Source organism: Ruegeria sp. CL5 (assembly GCF_056536485.1).
Genome location: NZ_JBQFPS010000009.1, coordinates 37316 through 56668 on the forward strand (window position 1 = coordinate 37316; position 19353 = coordinate 56668).

The 19353-nt window shown below is 56.8% G+C and carries 13 protein-coding genes; 7 read left to right on the plus strand and 6 right to left on the minus strand.

Translation table 11 applies throughout. From position 1 onward, the window contains the following. Position 1 precedes the first annotated feature (1 nt). A complete protein-coding gene (locus ACR0IU_RS15425; RefSeq protein ID WP_480716867.1) occupies positions 2 to 1237 on the minus strand; it encodes an acyl-CoA dehydrogenase family protein in 1236 nt (411 codons plus the stop codon). A 744-nt stretch (positions 1238 to 1981) separates the two neighbouring features. Between ACR0IU_RS15425 and ACR0IU_RS15430 the strand changes: the two genes are divergently transcribed. The 3 genes from ACR0IU_RS15430 (at position 1982) to ACR0IU_RS15440 (ending at position 4274) form a co-directional block, all read left to right on the plus strand. Beyond that, positions 1982 to 2815 (plus strand): bifunctional allantoicase/(S)-ureidoglycine aminohydrolase, encoded by an 834-nt coding sequence (locus ACR0IU_RS15430; protein ID WP_170477427.1) that lies wholly within the window; start codon positions 1982 to 1984, stop codon positions 2813 to 2815. A gap of 91 nt (positions 2816 to 2906) precedes the next feature. Continuing rightward, positions 2907 to 3230, plus strand: a complete 324-nt coding sequence (locus ACR0IU_RS15435) for a hypothetical protein (RefSeq protein ID WP_480716868.1) — start codon at positions 2907 to 2909, stop codon at positions 3228 to 3230. A gap of 54 nt (positions 3231 to 3284) precedes the next feature. After that, positions 3285 to 4274, plus strand: a complete 990-nt coding sequence (locus tag ACR0IU_RS15440) for a type I glyceraldehyde-3-phosphate dehydrogenase (RefSeq protein WP_480655068.1) — start codon at positions 3285 to 3287, stop codon at positions 4272 to 4274. A gap of 40 nt (positions 4275 to 4314) precedes the next feature. Here the strand turns inward: ACR0IU_RS15440 and ACR0IU_RS15445 are convergent, their stop codons facing one another. The 3 genes from ACR0IU_RS15445 to puuE form a co-directional block, all read right to left on the minus strand. Then, complete coding sequence (locus ACR0IU_RS15445) at positions 4315 to 5742, minus strand: nucleobase:cation symporter-2 family protein (protein WP_170774872.1); 1428 nt, start codon at positions 5740 to 5742, stop codon at positions 4315 to 4317. Positions 5743 to 5809: 67 nt separating this feature from the next. After that, the gene (locus ACR0IU_RS15450) at positions 5810 to 6295 is read right to left on the minus strand and encodes an ureidoglycolate lyase (protein ID WP_480716869.1); all 486 of its coding nucleotides are present in this window, start codon (positions 6293 to 6295) and stop codon (positions 5810 to 5812) included. Continuing rightward, on the minus strand, positions 6292 to 7710 hold the full coding sequence (gene puuE, locus ACR0IU_RS15455; RefSeq protein ID WP_480716870.1) for an allantoinase PuuE: 1419 nt from the start codon (positions 7708 to 7710) through the stop codon (positions 6292 to 6294). Before puuE ends, ACR0IU_RS15450 begins: the two co-directional genes overlap by 4 nt. Before the next feature lie 163 nt (positions 7711 to 7873). Between puuE and uraH the strand changes: the two genes are divergently transcribed. Next, the gene (gene uraH / locus ACR0IU_RS15460) at positions 7874 to 8230 is read left to right on the plus strand and encodes a hydroxyisourate hydrolase (RefSeq protein WP_480716871.1); all 357 of its coding nucleotides are present in this window, start codon (positions 7874 to 7876) and stop codon (positions 8228 to 8230) included. A 2-nt stretch (positions 8231 to 8232) separates the two neighbouring features. On the opposite strand, the gene ACR0IU_RS15465 is transcribed toward uraH, so the two are convergent. Further along, positions 8233 to 9147: a LysR family transcriptional regulator gene (locus tag ACR0IU_RS15465; protein WP_480716872.1), complete on the minus strand. Its 915-nt coding sequence runs from the start codon at positions 9145 to 9147 to the stop codon at positions 8233 to 8235. 96 nt (positions 9148 to 9243) lie between these two features. Here ACR0IU_RS15465 and ACR0IU_RS15470 point away from each other — a divergent pair, with 96 nt between their 5' ends. From ACR0IU_RS15470 to ACR0IU_RS15480, 3 genes are all read left to right on the plus strand, one after another. Beyond that, the gene (locus ACR0IU_RS15470; RefSeq protein ID WP_480716873.1) at positions 9244 to 10467 is read left to right on the plus strand and encodes a urate hydroxylase PuuD; all 1224 of its coding nucleotides are present in this window, start codon (positions 9244 to 9246) and stop codon (positions 10465 to 10467) included. Between the two features lie 153 nt (positions 10468 to 10620). Beyond that, positions 10621 to 12426 (plus strand): autotransporter assembly complex protein TamA, encoded by a 1806-nt coding sequence (locus tag ACR0IU_RS15475; RefSeq protein WP_480716874.1) that lies wholly within the window; start codon positions 10621 to 10623, stop codon positions 12424 to 12426. Then, positions 12426 to 16508, plus strand: coding sequence for a translocation/assembly module TamB domain-containing protein (locus ACR0IU_RS15480; RefSeq protein WP_480716875.1), 4083 nt, complete (start codon positions 12426 to 12428; stop codon positions 16506 to 16508). Before ACR0IU_RS15475 ends, ACR0IU_RS15480 begins: the two co-directional genes overlap by 1 nt. Positions 16509 to 16561: 53 nt before the next feature. Here the strand turns inward: ACR0IU_RS15480 and fdhF are convergent, their stop codons facing one another. After that, positions 16562 to 19348: a formate dehydrogenase subunit alpha gene (fdhF, locus tag ACR0IU_RS15485; protein WP_480716876.1), complete on the minus strand. Its 2787-nt coding sequence runs from the start codon at positions 19346 to 19348 to the stop codon at positions 16562 to 16564. Positions 19349 to 19353: the final 5 nt, after the last annotated feature.

Sequence of the window (19353 nt, forward strand, 5' to 3'; positions counted from 1 at the left end):
CTCAGACTTTTTCTTGCGTGTATTTCTTTAGTTCGGCACGGGCGACCTGGCGACGATGCACCGCGTCGGGTCCATCCGCCAGACGCAAGGTGCGTACATGGGTCCACGCGTTGGCCAAAGGTGTATCCTGGCTGATCCCTTGCGCGCCAAACATCTGCACAGCTTCGTCGATCACCTTCAGCGCTACTTTGGGCGCCACGACCTTGATCTGGCTGATCCAAGGGGCCGCCGCCCGCGCATCGCCCTGATCCATGTACCATGCCGCCTTTAGGCAGAGCAGTCGGGCCATTTCGATCTCCATCCGACATTCGGCAATGATGTCGTAATTGGCGCCCAGTTGCGCCAGCTTCTTCCCGAATGCTTGGCGTTGCAGTGACCGCTTGCACATCTGCTCCAATGCAGCTTCGGCCTGACCGATGGCGCGCATGCAATGATGAATGCGACCCGGCCCCAGACGACCCTGCGCGATCTCGAACCCGCGCCCTTCGCCCAGCAGGATGTTCTCGGCTGGAACCCGGACATCTGTGAAACGGATATGCATGTGACCATGAGGTGCATCGTCGTGGCCGTAGACTTCCATCGGCCGCAATATCTCGATGCCAGGCGTGCCTGCTGGCACCACGATCATCGACTGGCGTTGATGTTTCGGCAGATCATCTCCGCCCGTTTTGACCATCACGATATAGACCTTGCAGCGCGGATCACCTGCCCCGGAAGACCACCATTTCTCACCATTCAGAACGTAGTCAGCACCGTCCCGCACACAGGACATCGAGATATTCGTTGCATCCGACGACGCCACATCCGGTTCGGTCATCAGATAGGCCGACCTGATCTGGCCATCGAGCAACGGCTTCAGCCACTGTTCCTTCATCGCGTCGGTGCCGTAGCGCTCAAAGACCTCCATATTCCCGGTATCAGGTGCTGAGCAGTTAAACACTTCAGCCCCCAAAGGGGTCTTACCCATTTCTTCGGCAAAATAGGCGTACTCAACTGTACTGAGGCCAAAGCCCTTATCACTGTCCGTCAGCCAGAAGTTCCACAGCCCTGCCGCTTTGGCCTTGTCCTTTAGACCTTCGAGGATTCCGGCCTGACGCTCGGTGTATTGCCAGCGATCGCCTTTGTTGATCTCCGCATGATACTCCTGTTCAAGCGGCATGACCTCATCCCGGATCATATCAGCAACACGTTGCAACAAGGCGCGATTTTCATCGCGCAGTCCGAATGTCATGGTCATGTATAGTCCTCTCTACAGCACCGCGCGCACCCGACGCTTGGGTCCGAGGATGGCTCAGCACCTATGACACTGTCCAGTTGGGTGACGGAACGTCATTCAGATAAAACGATACCATACACTGCATCACAGTGAGGTGCCTGAGGTCGCGGCAGAAACGTTCGATTGGATCGGGCGTAGATACATGAGGTCAGACGCCGACCCAGTGACAGCCTTTAAGGTGCCAGTATCCAGTTACCATAGGCAGTTCTGCAACGGCGTGTTCTTATATCCCGAGCCTGTTCCGCGCCTTCGGGCTGCACAATATGCTGGAGTATTACGCAATTATTCTGAACGCTGTGAACCCGGATCGTCCCTTTTGAGCCTGTATCTTGATTAAGCCAAGCCCTCTCTTGCCCAACCGAGGGCGAACCTGAGGACAACAACGCATTCGAGGTGGCGCTTAGCACTTCGAAATCCGCGGGGCTCAACCCCATTTCCGCGATGATTCGGGAAATCGGTTTGGCCTGAGCGATTCCACTCGAACCCAGTAATAGAACGGTAACGAGCGCTGAATAAAAGAAGGCTTTCATATGGGGCCTCGCCGATCTGAACAACTTTCACGCTCATAGATATACCTCTGTGCGTGTGTGGCCAAGCCCAACTTGGTCACCTTCAAATTATCCCGAACAAACCTATTGCAAGGCGGGTGCTAGGTCCCTCCGCCCGTTCGCCTCATATTATCCCAAGACGAACCAGAGGCATTTGATGACACATCCAAAATACTATGCACCTACAGGCGGTCACCCGGGGCAAGAGCAGTTATTGACTGACCGCGCCATGTTCACCGACGCCTATGCGGTTATCCCGAAAGGCACGATGCGCGACATCGTCACCAGCTTTCTTCCTTTCTGGGAAGGGACACGCCTGTGGGTTCTTTCGCGGCCTCTGAGTGGGTTTGCAGAGACATTCTCGCAATACATCATGGAGGTTCAGCCCAGTGGCGGCAGTGATACTCCGGAAACAGACCCAAACGCACAAGGTGTGATTTTTGTAGTCGAAGGCTCTGTAACCCTGACGCTGAACCAAGCGGAGCACGTACTTGAGACCGGAGGATATGCTTATATCCCACCCGGAAGTGACTGGGCCCTACACAATCGCGCCGATTCCGTTGCCCGGTTCCATTGGGTTCGCAAAGCCTATCAGGCCGTGCCCGGCCTGCCAGCCCCTGATCCGATCATCACCAACGAATGCGATGTGGCGCCCGTCGAGATGCCCGGCACCGAAGGGCGTTGGTCTACCACGCGTTTTACCGATCCGCATGACCTGCGGCATGACATGCATGTCAATATCGTCAATTTCGAGCCCGGTGGCGTAATCCCATTTGCAGAAACCCATGTGATGGAACACGGCCTTTACGTGCTGGAGGGCAAGGCAGTTTATCGACTCAATCAGGATTGGGTCGAGGTCGAGGCCGGAGATTATATGTGGCTGCGCGCTTTCTGCCCCCAAGCCTGTTATGCGGGTGGTCCGGGTCGGTTCCGATATCTGCTATATAAAGATGTAAATCGGCATATGCCTCTGTCGGTTCCCTCGCGATAGACGACCATAGCGTTAATGTCCGGTATAGGGGTTCACAGAATCGCTGGAATCTGATGAAATTACGTGAGTTTTCAGCACTGGAGATTGTTCAATGTTACTGCGCGGTACGATGATTGCACTGGTTGCCACCCTTGGCCTTTCGGCGTTCAACGCCGAGCCGGTCGCTGCCAAGGAAGAAACCAAGTCCGTTTTCGTCATGAACCGTACCTGGGCGGTGACGCAGGTCTCGGACGCGCCTGTGGTCTATCGGGCCACGCGGGACAACAACAATCTGAACCCCTTTGGCCCCCCGCCACGTCTGCGCACCATTCAGGCGATGGCTGCGATACAGCAGGCGACCGGATGCAAGGCGATCTATTCCAGCATGTATCAGAACATCTCGGGCCAGTTCTTTTCACAGGTCAGCTGCAACTGAAATTGGTACAATACTTTGATTGAGATCGCATGATCTGCCTGCCATAGCTTGCGCATGAAACTTGCGATCAACGGATTCGGCCGTATCGGCCGCACCATCCTGCGACAGGTCCTAGGCCCGTCGCAGCATTCGGATATCGAACTGGTGCTGATCAACGATATCGCACCGCTCGAAACCTGCGCATATTTGTTCAAGTACGACAGCACATTCGGACCTTATCCAGGTTCGGTGGCAGCCGAAGGTGGAGCATTGAACATCGATGGCCGGATTGTTCCAATGTCCCACAGCGCAGATTTGGCAAAGGTCGATCTGTCCGGCGTCGATGTCATGCTCGATTGCACCGGCATCGCGCGCACATCGGATGTTGCCAGCCGGGGATTGACTGCCGGGGCGGGCAAAGTGCTGATTTCCGGCCCCTCACCTGCTGCCGAGGTCACGGTTGTACTGGGTGCAAACGAAGATCAATTGGGCAACGCACGGATCGTGTCGAATGCGTCATGCACCACGAATGGGCTGGCACCGCTCGTCAAACTGATTGATGAAATGGGCGGGCTTGTGTCCGGGCACATGACCACGATCCACTGCTATACAAACAGCCAGCCTATGGTCGATGCGCCACGCGGGGATCTGGCCCGTTCGCGCGCCGGAGCATTGTCGATGGTGCCCACGACCTCAAGCGCCACACATCTGATCGATGTTGTGCTGCCAAATCTTGCCGGTCGCATTTCAGGGGCTGCGGTGCGTGTTCCCACGGCCAGCGTATCTGCTGTCGATCTTGTCGCCACCCTTGAACGGGGCAAGAGCGCGGATCAGTTCGACCAAGCGTTTCGCAACGCGGTCGCAGCTTCTGCCGTACTGGGCTGGACCGATCTGCCCTTGGTATCATCTGATTTGCGCTCCCGTCCTGAATCACTCGTTTTGGCCGGGCCCGAGACGCGTATGATCGGAGAGAACCAAATCAGGGTCTTTGGTTGGTATGACAATGAATGGGGGTTTTCGGCCCGCATGCTGGATGTCGCACGCTTGATGGCCGAAGCGGGGTGACCCGCAGCGCTGAGCCGCGCTGCGGGATTGTTCATAGGCCTCATTCGTGAGGCAGGCTGCCAGAGCCGTGACCGGCCATTCCGCCAGAAACTTCCTCGGTCGATTCTTCTGCCAGCTCTTCAGGCAGGACCAGGTTCAGCACGATGGCGATCAGAGCCGCTGGCAGCAGGCCGCTTGTCATCAGAATGCGGAGCGTATCCGGCAGGTGCTGGACCGCACCAGGTTCCAGCTGCAACCCAAGACCAATCGACAGTGAGATCGCAAAGATCACCATGTTGCGGCGATTCCAATCCACGTCCGACAGCATCGAGATGCCTGCCGCAACCACCATGCCGAACATGACGATCACGCCGCCACCCAGCACTTCGATGGGTACTGTGCGAATGATCGCTCCGACCTTCGGCACGAGACCACACAGGATCAGGAACAAGGCCCCGCAGGTCACAACATGACGGCTCATGACGCCTGTCATCGCGATCAAGCCGACATTCTGGCTGAACGATGTATTCGGAAACCCGCCGAACATACCGGCGAGTGCAGTTCCAAAACCATCGGCATATGTTGCACCTTCGATTTCTTTGTCTGTCGCCTCGCGACCTGCACCACCCTTGGTGATCCCCGATACGTCACCGACGGTCTCAATGGCCGAGACGAAAGACATCAGACAGAATCCGATAATGGCCGCCAATGAGAACTCAAAGCCATATTTGAACGGGACTGGCAGTGCGAATGCAGAGGCCCGCGACCAGCTGTTGCCGATGGCTTCGAACGTCACCATGCCGACCATTAGGGCATAGACGTAGCCAACCGCCAATCCGACGAGTACGGCAGACACCGACAGCATACCACGCGCAAAGAACTTGAGGCCCAGCGTCACGACAACCACGACCAACGCCGCCGACCAGTTGAGCAGCGATCCGTATTCCGGAGTACCAATCGCAGGCACGCCACCAGCAGAATATTGAATGCCAACCTTGACCAGTGCCAAACCGATCATTGTCACGACAAGCCCAGTCACCAGCGGCGGAAGCGCAAAACGTATCTTGCCAATGAACAGGCCTAGAAAGGCGTGAAAAAGACCACCGATCAAGACGCCACCGAACAGGGCTGCCAAAGCATCAACACCCTTACCAGCGACAAGCGGGATCATGATGGGCAGAAAGGCAAAGCTTGTTCCCTGAACAATCGGCAGAGCCGCGCCAACTGGGCCCAGCGTCACAGTCTGCAACAAGGTTGCCAGACCCGCGAACAGCATCGACATTTGGATCAGGTAGAGCAGCTCAGGAAAATCGGGGGAATTGGATCCAAATCCAAACCCGGCGGCTCCGGCCACGATGATGGCCGGTGTGACGTTTGAAACAAACATCGCCAGCACATGCTGAATGCCCAGCGGTATCGCCTTGTGTAAGGCGGGCGTATAGTTCGGGTCCCGAAGTTGTTCGGGGGTCCCTATCGAAGTTTCGGCCATGATCTCATTGTCCTCCCTAAGATCCAATGGGGTTCTTACCGCTTCTTTGGCGGCTTCGTATTTGGATTCAGCGGTCGACCACCTCGTACGGAGTGCTGAACCAGTATTCTTCTAGATTTGGACCGTCCCCGATCCTATCGACGACCGCGAACAGGCCGGGCCCGTGCAGAGGAGTTAGAACCCCGTGCCAAGTGCCTCGGTGATAGTTCACAGCTTGCCCGGGGAGCGTGATGAAAGCCCTTGGTTGCCCGGGTTTTCCGCCCTCATCCGGTGCGACGATCACCAGAAAAGGCTGGTGAGTCATCGGAATAAAGGCCTGGCTGCCATCGGGATGACGCTCGACCATTTCCAGCCGGTAAGGCAATTCGCGCGGGTTGGCGTTAAACAGGCTAATACCGGCACGCGCGTTACCGAAATCCAGCCCAGCCCGGTCGTGATAACGGCCGCATTGGCCTTGATTGATGATCTTGTCAGGCTCACCTGAGATATCAATCAGATCGCCAAATGGCGCGAACGCTGCTGCCGAAATCGTTTCAGCGACAATCTGGGTCATGAGGGCAGCACATCGCGCAGACGGAATTCGGCGATCCGTTCGACCTGTCGGCATGCCTCTGCGAACTCGGTCTCGCGATCCTGTTCGATCCGCCGCTCAAATGCGCCCAGGATCGAGGCCTTGTTGTGGTCCCTAACGGCGATAATGAACGGAAAACCAAATTTTTCGGTGTAGCGCTGATTTAATTCGGTAAAGGTGGCGCGTTCGTCATCCGTCAGCCCATCGAGACCGGCCGAAGCCTGCTCAGACGTGCTTTCCTGTGTCAGCCGCTTGGCCTGCGCCAGTTTACCAGCAAGATCGGGGTGGGCCGTTAACACACCCAGCCGTTCCTCGTCCGAGGCGGACCGGAACATGCGGGTCAGAGCATTGTGCAATCCACCCGCCGTGTCATGTGCCGCGCCCAGTTCCAGACCAAACGCACGCTCGGCGATCCATGCGGAATGCTCGAAGATACCTCCGTAAGCGGAGACAAATTCGTCGCGGCCCATCTGTGAGGGTTTTGGGCGCTCAGCCGGCGGGTGCGTTTCAGCCCAATGTTCCGCAATCTGCAATCGCGTTGCAAACCACACATCCGAGAACCCGAGCGCGTAATCCAGAAACCGTTTCAGCGCCATGACGCGTCCCGGACGCCCGATCAAGCGACAATGAAGACCAATCGACAGCATCTTGGGTGCGCCAGCTTCGCCTTCTGCATAAAGCGCATCGAAGCTGTCTTTCAGATAAGAATAGAACTGATCCCCGGCGTTGAACCCCTGCGGTGTGGCAAAGCGCATATCGTTGCAATCCAGCGTGTAGGGAACAATCAACTGATCCCGGCCACCGGTCTGCATCCAGTATGGAAGATCATCCGCATAGGTGTCCGCGACATAGGCAAAACCACCCTCTTCGGCGACCAGACGCACAGTGTTGTCCGAACAGCGCCCGGTGTACCAGCCACGCGGGCGATCCCCCACAACTTCGGTATGCAAGCGGATAGCTTCTGCAACCTGAGCCCGCTCTTCATCCTCGGGCATGTCCTTGTGCTCGACCCATTTCAGCCCGTGGCTGGCAATCTCCCACCCTGCCGATTTCATTGCGGCCACCTGATCTGGCGAGCGCGCCAAAGCCGTCGCCACACCGTAGACAGTGATCGGCAGATCTTTCATCAACCGATGAAGGCGCCAGAACCCTGCCCGCGCGCCGTATTCATAGATCGATTCCATGTTCCAGTGACGCTGGCCCGGCCATTGCGCCGCCCCGACTATCTCGGACAAGAACGCCTCAGACGCAGCATCCCCATGCAGAACACAGTTTTCACCACCCTCTTCGTAGTTCAGCACGATCTGTACAGCCAGTTTCGCCCCGCCGGGCCATGCGGCGTCAGGCGGGTTGGCTCCATATCCGATCATATCGCGGGGGTAACGAGGCGGCTGCATAGGGTCTTCCAGTCCGATTAGGTGTTTTGACAGCTTTACCGCAGAAACGGTCCATTGATTATCAAATCAATCCGAACACTGTTTCCAGTTCTTTCGGCATTTCAACCATTTTGCTGTTTGGCCCAGACTGTGGCACACCAAAAGAAACACATAGGAGAGACCCTTGGCTGGCTATCTGACGACCCATGTTCTGGACACGGCACGCGGCTGCCCCGCTGAGGGGTTGAAAATCTCTCTTTACGAAGTGTCGGGAGATTCTCGTCGCAAACTGGCTGAGATGGAAACCAACGAGGATGGTCGCACCAACAGTCCGATCCTACCGCAGGACGACTTCAAAACCGGCACGTATGAACTGATTTTCTTTGCTGGCGATTACCTACGCGCGACGGGTCAGGACGGCGATGATCCTCTGTTTCTGGATCAGGTGCCTATCCGCTTTGGTATGTCCGACCCGGATGCCCATTACCATGTACCGCTGCTTCTATCCCCTTATGGGTATTCGACCTATCGGGGCAGCTAGACCTAGATTTCGGCGCTGCGGACCACCTTGCCGATACGATCAATCATGAAATCCATAAACAGCCGTGCCTTGGGATCTTGGTGGCGGCGATGGGTATATAAGCAAGCCATTTGAACCGGCACCGGTGGCGTTTGCATCGCCACCGGGATCAATCGTCCTGCCTTCAGATGTTCGGACACTTCGAACACAGGCTTCATAGCAATTCCCTGCCCCGATAACGCCCAATCGGTTAAAACATCGCCATCGTCGCACTCATATCGGCCTGAAACAGCGAACCGTTTCGGGCCATCAGGCGTTTCCAGCATCCACTGAAACTCTGCCGCTCCGGGGAAGCGTAGGTTCAAACACTCATGTTTGCTTGAAATCAGATCCGTTCCAGATTCGGGCATCCCACAACGGCTGACGTAATCAGGGGCCGCGCATAGCACGCGCTGGCAATCCGCGATCTTGCGGATGCGCAATGTGCTGTCTTCGGGCTGACCGATGAAAAAGGCCAGGTCCAACCCTTCGGTGGTTAGGTCGACAGAGCGGTCTGTCAGCCTTAGACGCACATCAATCTCAGGGTATTCTGACAGAAAATCAGGCACATGAGGTGCCAGAAGACGGCGCCCGACACCCAGGGGCGCTGCGACGAACAGCGACCCGCGCGGCGCTTCGGTCAGATGTGTGACTTGCGCTTCGGCCTCATCCACCGCATCCAGAACTGCGACTGCACCGGGGTAAAATGCACGCCCTTGCTCAGTCGGGGTCAAGTTGCGTGTGGTTCGCTGGAACAGACGAACCCCGAGGTGATCTTCTAACTGCGAAATCCGCGCTGATGTCACTGCAGGTGAGATTCGCATATCGCGTCCGGCGGCTGACATACTGCCTAGATCATAAACCCGTACAAAGGTTCGAATGTTGTCGAGATAGGACATCTTATCGTTTTTTTTGATACAGTTTGACAATATACGGGAATACCGAAGAAAAGCCCGTTTGCCTAGTGTGGCGATAACTTATCGGAGACCTCATCAATGTACGACTTCGCCGTGTTCTGGGATTGGATTGGTTTTGGCGTGCGCTGGCTGCACGTCATCACTGCGATCGCCTGGATCGGATCATCCTTCTATTTCATCGCGCTGGACCTTGGCCTGAACCGCGATATTCCCGGACCGGCGGACGGCGAGGAATGGCAAGTCCATGGCGGTGGCTTTTATCACATCCAGAAATATCTTGTCGCGCCGGAGCGCATGCCTGACCACCTGACCTGGTTCAAATGGGAAAGCTACGCGACTTGGCTGAGCGGCGCCGCGCTATTAATGATCGTCTACTGGGTTGGCGGCGAGCTTTATCTGATCGATGCGCATAAAGCTGATCTGGCGCTGTGGCAGGGCATCCTTATCTCGGCTGCGTCGCTGACCATTGGCTGGCTGGTCTATGATTTTCTGTGCAAATCTGGCCTCGGTGAACGCCCGACGCTGCTGATGGTTCTGTTGTTTGTCCTGCTGGTGGCCATGGGCTGGGGTTATAACCAAATCTTCACCGGCCGTGCGATGATGCTGCATCTGGGGGCTTTCACAGCCACGATCATGACGGCGAATGTGTTCTTCATAATTATGCCAAACCAGCGCATTGTTGTGGATGACCTCAAAAACGGACGTACGCCTGATCCCAAGTACGGCAAAATCGCCAAACTGCGTTCGACTCACAACAACTATCTGACCTTGCCCGTTGTGTTCCTGATGCTGTCGAACCACTACCCGCTGGCCTTTGCCACCGAGTACAATTGGATCATCGCCGCGTTGGTCTTTTTGATGGGCGTCACTATTCGCCACTATTTCAACACCCGCCATGCGCGCGCCGGTAATCCAACCTGGACCTGGCTGGTGACTGCACTGCTGTTCATGGCCATCATGTGGCTGTCGACCGCTTCCATGCACGACCCGTTGGAAGAGGCCGAAGCGCAAGAGCTTACACCATATGAACAGAAATTTGCAGCGGCGGATGGCTTTGAAGAAGCGCACGACATTGTTTTGGGGCGCTGTTCCATGTGCCACGCGCGTGAGCCTGTCTGGGAAGGCATCCTGTGGGCACCCAAAGGTGTGTTGCTGGAAACCGAGGCCGACATCGCGCAGAACGCGCAGCAGATATATCTGCAATCCGGCGTCACCCACGCAATGCCCCCCGCAAACGTCACTTACATGGAGCCCGAAGATCGCGACGCAATCATTAGGTGGTTCCGAAATGCCAATCTGTGAAAAATTGGGACACGGTCGAGCCAATAATAGCAACTGAGTTTGGTTTAGTTCTTCCCCTTGGCGTCGCCAAATGCTCTAAATGAATTCAACAAGCCGCATTTCTATTGTTTCGCGGCCATAGTGATTTCGACTTGGGGCAGTTGGAGCCAGACAATGATAGGGAGCAGACCGCGCAGCGTTCTGAGAAGCTGGTTTTTTTGCGCCCTTTTGGCATTGTCTCCCAATCTTGCATCCGCGCTGGAAACCACCCTCTCCGCTCCCGGCGCATCTAAAGATCTGATTGACCGACTGGAAGAGACCTCATCGGTTTTTACCTCAGAATCGCGTGGACTGGATACGTCGCTGGAAATCCTGTCGGCTGCTCTGTCCGACTACCGCACCATCGTTCAAATCATGTATGACGAAGGGTATTTCAGCCCCGTTGTCAGCATCAAGTTAGACGGGCAGGAAGCTGCAAATATCAACTCTTTGAATGTTCCGACCCAGTTCAAACGTGCAACGATATTGGTCAACTCAGGGCCGAAGTTCAAATTTGGCACGGCTGTCGTTCAACCATTGGCACCAGAAACCGTGCTACCCGAGGAATTTGCCACAGGCAAAACGGCCACCACCGGAGCAATCCAGCAAGCAGCATCCGCAGGGGTCCAAGGCTGGCGCGATACGGGCCACGCAAAGGCAGAGGTGTCGGACCAAAAAGTAATCGCGCGACATGCGCAGGCACGCCTGGATGCCACAATTGATCTGGCACCGGGGCCAAGGCTGCGGTTCGGCAAAATGAACATCCAAGGCGACACTAACGTTCGCCATCGGTCGATCGAAAAAATTGCAGGCTTCCCCTCGGGTGAAGTTTATTCGCCAGAACAGGTACAAAAGGTTGGAACCCGGCTGCGGCGCACCGGCACTTTCAGCACGGTCTCTATAAAGGAACATGATGAGCCCAACCCGGACGGCACTTTGGATTTCGATGCCACATTCGAAGACCTCCCCCCCCGTCGGCTGACATTCGGGGCCGAGGTCGCCTCGCGCGATGGGCTGGATTTAACTGCCACGTGGACCCATCGAAATGTGTTCCGGCGGGCAGAGCGGTTAAGGTTCGAGGCTGCGATCCGCAACATTGGCGGCGCCGAGGATATCGACGGGCGCATTGGCCTGCGTTTGGATCAACCAGACCGGCTCGGCCCAGATGACAATACATTCTGGAGCGCGCTGCTGGAACGGCGAAATACCGAGAATTATAACGTCACTATCGCCTCGCTTGCCTATGGTGCCCGCCGCACTTTTTCGGACCGTCTTTATGCCGAAGCCTCAGCCGGTTTCCAATGGTCAGACGCGGATGACGCCTATGGCGATGGCCGCAAGTTCCGGTACTTCATCCTGCCCTTCCGGTCTGAATGGGATGAACGGGATAGCAAGGTCAGCGCCACGCGTGGCTACTATCTGGATTCGCAGGTAATGCCCTTTGTCGGGTTCTCTGGTTCTGACACTGGCCTGAGGATGTTTTTTGACGGGCGTTACTATAACGACATAGGCACAGGCGGCCGGTTGGTGCTCGCCGGGCGCGTTCAACTTGGATCAGTCCTTGGCCCGCCGCCAGACGGTGTGACGCCGGATTTCCTGTTCTTCTCGGGCGGCGCGGGAACGGTACGCGGTCAACCCTATGAAAGCCTCGGCATTCCAGTCGGAGACGGTGTGGCTGGTGGCAAGTCCTTTCTGGGACTGTCAGCTGAAGTTCGCGGCAAAGTCACCGACACAATCTCGTTGGTCGGCTTCTATGACTATGGCGTCGTCGACACGTCCTCGTTCATCGGCAGCGGCGCGGAAGAGCATTCTGGCGCCGGGCTGGGTATTCGCTATGATCTGGGCGGTTTCGGGCCATTGCGCTTTGACCTTGCCGTCCCAGTTCAGGGTGACACGGGCAATGGGCTGCAGTTCTACCTCGGGATCGGGCAGGCCTTCTGATGCGTCGCTTTCTATACCCTCTGTTGCTGAGTTCAGCAGTGATCATCGTCCCCTTCGCAGCGACCGCGCAGGACGAAGGCGGCAGCATGATCGAACGGTTCCTGCAGGATACCCTGTCAGGCGATGATCAAAATGTTCAGGTGATCGGTCTGGAAGGTGCGCTGAGTTCACGAGCGACGATTCAGGAAATTACCGTCGCCGATGACGAAGGTGTCTGGCTGACCATCAAAAATGCTGAGCTGGATTGGAACCGGCTGGCGTTGCTGCGGGGTCGATTCTCAGTCAATACATTGTCGGCGCAAGAGATTGACATCGCCCGTGCCCCGGGCACGACGACTAAGGACACACCGCCGCCTTCAGCTGAGACCCAACCCTTTCAACTGCCCGAGCTTCCGGTTTCCATCGAAATTGGCGAGCTTCGGGTCGATGACTTGTCTTTGGGTGAGTCATTGATCGGCGTTGCGGCTGATCTTGCCGTGAATGGTAACCTCTCGCTGGCGGACGGAACGCTGGATACAACGCTGGATATCGACCGGCTGGATCGAGCGGGTGATACGATTGATCTTAAAGCCGGATTCCAGAACGATAACAGCCAGATCGACCTGGACCTCACCGTCGCCGAAGCCTCGGGCGGGTTGATCGCAACGGCCCTGTCCATCCCCGATGCCCCGCCGCTAAAACTGACCGCAAAAGGTTCGGGGCCGGTATCAGATTTCAACGCCGATATCGGGCTGAGCAGCGATCAACAGCTTCGCGTATCTGGCCAAGTTCGACTGCGGACAGCCGAAGAGAATGGCACTGCATCCGATGGGATTGCATTTACTGCCGATGTCGGCGGCGACCTGACTCCGTTCCTGGCCCAAGAGATGGACACGTTTTTTGGCACAGACACGAGGCTTTTCGTGGACGGGCGCACCCATTCCGATGGCGCGCTGGACATCTCGGACATTGAGATCACCTCAGAAGCATTGGAACTGAAAAGCGAGGTGAGCCTTGCCTCGGGCGGTGCTTTGCAACTGGTTGCCCTTCAAGGCCGCATCACGCCACCAGAAGGCGACAAAGTTGTTCTGCCCGTCAGTGGCGGCGACACGTCCATTGGCGCGGCGCAGATTTCGGCCTTGTACAACTCCAAAAACGGTAACTATTGGGATCTGAGCCTGACAACTGACAACGTTGAGACCCCCAATCTGAATATTGATCACGCCAGAATTACTGGGCAGGGCACCTTGGATCAGTCCAGCGGCTTATCGATGGATGGAGACGTCCAGGCCGTGCTTGATGGCATCGATTTGACTGACCCAGCGCTGAAAGCTGCCGTTGGGGATCAGATCACGCTGGATGGACGGTTCGATTATGGCAGTGACCAGTCCTTACAACTGACCGGTTTCGAACTGGTTGGCAGCGACTATACCCTTGAAACCGATGCCGTGATCAGCGGGCTTGAGACAGGGTTGCAGGTTGATGGCGCGGCATTGCTGCAGGCCACCGACCTATCGAGGTTTTCGAACCTCGCACAGCTGCAGCTAGGTGGCGAAGCTTCGATCAAAGTCGAAGGCAAAGGCTCACCGCTGGAACGCAGCTTTGATGGCAAGCTAACAGTAAACGGGCGCGATTTGGTTACTGGCCGCGACGATATCGACCCAATGATCACCGGTAAAACCGACATTGTGTTAGATGCCAAACGCGGAACCGATGGCGTGTCCATACGGGAGCTTTCGATCAGTGGTGATGCACTGACTGCTCAGGCCAGCGGTACGGTCACGACCCTTGATGGCAACATGACGATCGATGGGCAGGCCAACGTCAACGCCCCCGATCTGAAGGTATTCTCGGGCCTCGCTAAGCGTGATCTCTCCGGTGCGGTGCAGGCCCGGCTGGATGGCAAGGGCACCGTACAAACACTGGAGTTTGACGGCCAGGCCAGCGTAATCGGAACAAATATCGAAACAGGGATGAGTGAGTTCGATCCGCTGTTGAGAGGCCGGGTATCGATCAATCTGGACGGCGCACATTCCGGCGATCGGGTCGTCGTCCGAAATGCTACAATCAAAAGCGCCGCGTTGACCGCCGAGGTCGGTGCTACGATTAATGATCCTATCGGCGACATTGCCGTAGACGGCAGTGCCAAGGTAACGGCACCGGATTTGTCAGTGTTCTCAGGCCTCGTCGGGCGCGACCTGACGGGATCAATCAATGCTGATGTCACAGGCAGAGCCGCGCAAGGTAGCAAGACTTTTGAGATCATTGGCAACCTCAGCGCGGATGATCTTGGAACAGGTATTAACGTGATCGATGCGCTTGTTCAGGGCAGAACAACGCTAAACGTGGATGCCGCAAACGACGATCAAGGTCTTAACATCCGCACGTTCAATCTGAACGGAACAGCCCTGACTGCAGATGCATCGGGACGATTGGACCGTGAAGCAGGTGGCCTGAATTTCTCGGCCATGCTGGACAATGTGGGTCGGGTCTCGCCTACTCTGTCCGGCCCGCTAAAACTTGATGGCAATGTCGCCCCGACCGGGTCTGGCCTTGAGGGCAACGCCCGCTTGCAAGGACCTGAGAGCTCTTATGCCGACTTGTCGGGAACCGTTGACACCAATGGTTCAGCCGACTTTGATTTTGAGGCCAAGATCAATCGGCTCGAACGTCTGATCCCCGATTTCCCTGGAACCCTGTCTGCCAATGGAAATGCTCGTCGTGATGCAGGCAAGTGGACTATCGACGCCAAAGCCGACGGCCCCGCCGAGATCAACACTACGGTCGCGGGTACCTTTGATGAAAGTAGCGGCGAGGCAGAATTGAAGCTGCAAGGCGGTATCAACATAGGTATCGCCAATGCGTTTATTTCACCCAATAGCCTGGCAGGTAAAGCTCGGTTCGATCTAGCCCTGAAAGGGGCGCCTGCACTGGATGCACTCAGCGGAACGATTTCAACATCCGGCGCATCAATGGCGCTGCCAGATGTGGGGCAAACGATCACCGATATCGGCGGAACGGTCAACATCGCGCAAAGCCGTGCAACTGTTGCACTGCAGGGTGGCCTGCGGGCAGGAGGAGGATTCACCGTCAATGGCCCGATCAATCTGACCTCGCCCTTCAACACTCAGATCACCACGAAACTCAATAATCTCGTTCTGACCGATAGGCTTTTGTATGAGACCACATTGAACGGCCAGATTGCCCTGACCGGGGCATTGTCTGGAAACAGTGCTCTGGCCGGTCAGATAAACTTTGGCGAAACCAACATAAACCTTGCCGCAGCGGCAGGTGCAGTTGGCGCAGCACCAATCCCAACAATCGACCATATTAACGAAAGCCGTGCCGGTTTTGTGACGCGGGAACGTGCCAATCTGGTCGAAACCGAAGACAAAGCCAAAAGCAACTCGCGCATGTCATTGGACATCGGCCTGCTTGCCCCCAAAGCCGTGTTTGTTCGAGGCCGAGGTGTCAACGCCGAATTGGGAGGGCGCATTCAGATTGGCGGAACCACCACATCCGTCGTCCCATCGGGTCAGATCGAATTGATCCGGGGTAACATCGACATTCTGGGCCGTCGTCTTGCGCTGACCAAGGGTCTGGTGACACTGCAAGGCGACCTGACCCCCTATATCGAGTTTGAATCTTCGACCAGCACCTCGGACGGTACAGCCACCATTGAGATCGCAGGTCCTCTGGATTCGCCCGAAGTGGACGTGTTCTCAGACCCCGAACGCCCGACCGAAGAAGCACTGGCCATGCTGCTATTCGGCAACCGTTTTTCGGAGTTGTCGCCTTTTGTGATCGCGCAGATGGCGGCTTCACTGGCCCAGCTCAGCGGCGCGGGTGGGGATGCAACCAAGGGCGTGCGCGAGGCTACGGGGCTTGACACTGTAGACCTTGGCGCAACGGAAGGCGGCGGTGGCAGCCTAGGGGCAGGCGCATATCTAAGCGACAACCTCTATACCGATTTCACCGTCAATACCGAAGGCGATACCGAAGTGAATTTGAACCTGGACGTCACCGACAGCTTTACAGTGCGTGGTACGGTGGATGGCCGGGGTGAGACGGGGTTGGGTATATTCTTCGAACGGGATTACTGATCACAAAAAAGGGCGACCTCAAATGAGCCGCCCTTTCTAAGAGTACGTGAAGTTTATTCCGCCGCGATGGCGTCTTCGATCTTTTCGACACGAATGGCCGAGAATTTAAACTCGGGGATCTTGCCGTATGGGTCGATGGCCGAGTTGGTCAGGATATTCGCCGCCGCCTCGACATAGGCGAATGGTATAAACACCATGTCCTCGGCAATCGCTCGGTCGGCTCGCACCATGATTTCAATCGAACCGCGGCGAGTAGTCAGACGGATCATCTCGCCCGGCTCAATCCCCATCCGTTTCAACGTACGCGGGTTCATCGAGCAGTTCGCTTCAGGTTCTACGGCGTCCAAAACAGTGGCCCGGCGGGTCATCGACCCGGTGTGCCAGTGTTCCAGCTGCCGGCCCGTGGTGGCGATCATCGGGTACTCGTCATCCGGCGCCTCATCCGGCGGAATGACGCTGGCCGGGGTGAACCGGGCCCGACCATCTGCGCGCGGGAACCCGTCACCGAACACGATGGCCTGTCCAGGATCGGTTTCGCTGAGCGAGGGATACGTGATGGTCTCGGTCTCCAACCTTTCCCAAGTGATATTGTCGAGCGAGGCCATGGTCAGCTTCATCTCGGCAAAGACCTGGGACACATCCGTGTACTCCCAGTTCAGACCTATGCGCTGCGCAAGCTCGACAGTGATTTTCCAATCCTCGCGCGCCTCACCCGGAGGCGTCACAGCAGGACGCACACGTTGTACCTGACGGTTGGTGTTGGACACGGTGCCGTTCTTCTCATAGAGCGCCGAGGCGGGCAGGATGATGTCGGCATAGTTCGCCGTTTCGGTCAGGAAGATATCCTGCACGATCATCAGCTCCAGCTTGGCCAGAGCCTCACGCGCGTGGCCTACATCCGGGTCAGACATGGCAGGGTTTTCACCCTGAATGTACATGCCCTTGATGTTGCCTGCGTAAGCCTGATCGATGATCTCGGTGACCGTCAGGCCCTTCTCGTTCGAGAAGTCGCGTTCATCGTTCCAAACATTGTTGAACTTGGCCCGGATGCTGTCATCGGTGACTGACTGATAATCCGGCAGGAACATCGGGATCAGACCCGCATCTGAGGCGCCCTGAACGTTGTTCTGACCCCGCAACGGGTGAAGACCCGCGCCCGGCTTGCCAACGTTACCGGTCATCAAGGCCAGCGAGATCAAGCAGCGCGAATTATCGGTTCCGTGGATGTGCTGGCTGACGCCCATACCCCAGAAAATCAGACCGGCCTTGGCTTGTGCAAAGGTGCGCGCCACTCGGCGCAGTTGATCCGGATCAATACCACAGATCGGCGACATCGCTTCGGGCGTGAACTGGCGCAGGTGCTCTTTCTCGGCTTCCCAGTTCTCGGTCCAGCGGTGGATATACTGGCTGTCATAGAGCTCCTCTTCCACGATCACATTCATGATCGCGTTGAGCATCGAGACATCCGCTCCCGGACGGAATTGCAGCATTTCATCAGCAAATTTACGCATGCCGACGCCGCGTGGGTCCATCACGATCAACTTGCCGCCGCGTTTGGTGAACTGCTTGAAATAAGTCGCGGCTACGGGGTGGTTCTCGATCGGGTTGGCCCCGATAATGATCGCCACATCCGCGTTTTCGATCTCGTTGAAGGTCGCAGTAACAGCGCCGGAGCCGACGTTTTCGATCAGGGCCGCAACAGACGACGCGTGGCACAGACGGGTGCAGTGGTCGACGTTGTTGTGGCGGAAACCCTGACGGATGAACTTCTGGAACAGATAGGCTTCTTCATTGGTGCACTTGGCCGAGCCGAAGCCTGCAACGCTGCGCGGGTCTTCGTCGCGCAGAGCCTTCAGCTTGGTGGCGGCCAGATCCATCACCTCTTCCCAAGTCGCTTCGCGGAAATGGGTACTCAGGTTGCCCGGATCGACGTTCAGGCCCTTCTCAGGCGCATCTTCACGACGGATCAACGGCGTGGTCAGGCGGTGCGGGTGATGGATATAGTCAAAACCGAAGCGGCCTTTGACGCACAGACGGCCTTCATTTGCAGGACCGTTGATGCCCTCGACATATTTGACCTTGCCGTCTTTCACCTTGAGCGAAACCTTGCAACCGACGCCGCAGAACGGGCAGACGCTTTCGGTTTCGCTGTCGTAATCCTTGCTGTCGCCCTGCTGGTTCTCATCCAGAACAGTGGCGGGCATCAAAGCACCGGTCGGGCAGGCCTGCACGCATTCACCACAAGCCACACAGGTCGAAGCACCCATCGGGTCGTTCTGGTCGAACACCACCTGCGCTGTGTGGCCACGTCCGGCCATACCAATCACGTCGTTGACCTGCACGTCGCGGCAGGCTCGGACGCAGAGGTTGCAGTTGATGCAAGCGTCCAGATTGACGCGCATCGCAACGTGGCTGTCATCCAACAGCGGGATTTTCTCGGCCTCTTTCGCCGGGAAACGGCTGTCGCTGACATGGTTCAGCTTGGCCATATCCCAAAAGTGGCTGGAGGTGTCGTGTGCTTCCTCAGGCTGATCCGCGACCAACAGTTCCATGACCATGGCGCGCGATTTCTCGGCCCGATCACTGTCGGTCTTCACGACCATACCCTCCGCCGCCGGGCGGATGCAGGAGGCGACCAGCGTGCGCTCGCCTTCCACCTCGACCATACAGGCGCGGCAATTGCCGTCGGGTTTGTAGCCCGGCTGTGGCTTGTGGCACAGGTGCGGGATAGTGAACCCCTGCCCCTTGGCGGCTTCCCAGATGGTCCAGCCTTCGGGTACGGTGACATCTTCGCCGTTCAGGTTGAAGGTGACGGTTTTGTTCGGGCTTGCATCAAGCATGGCTT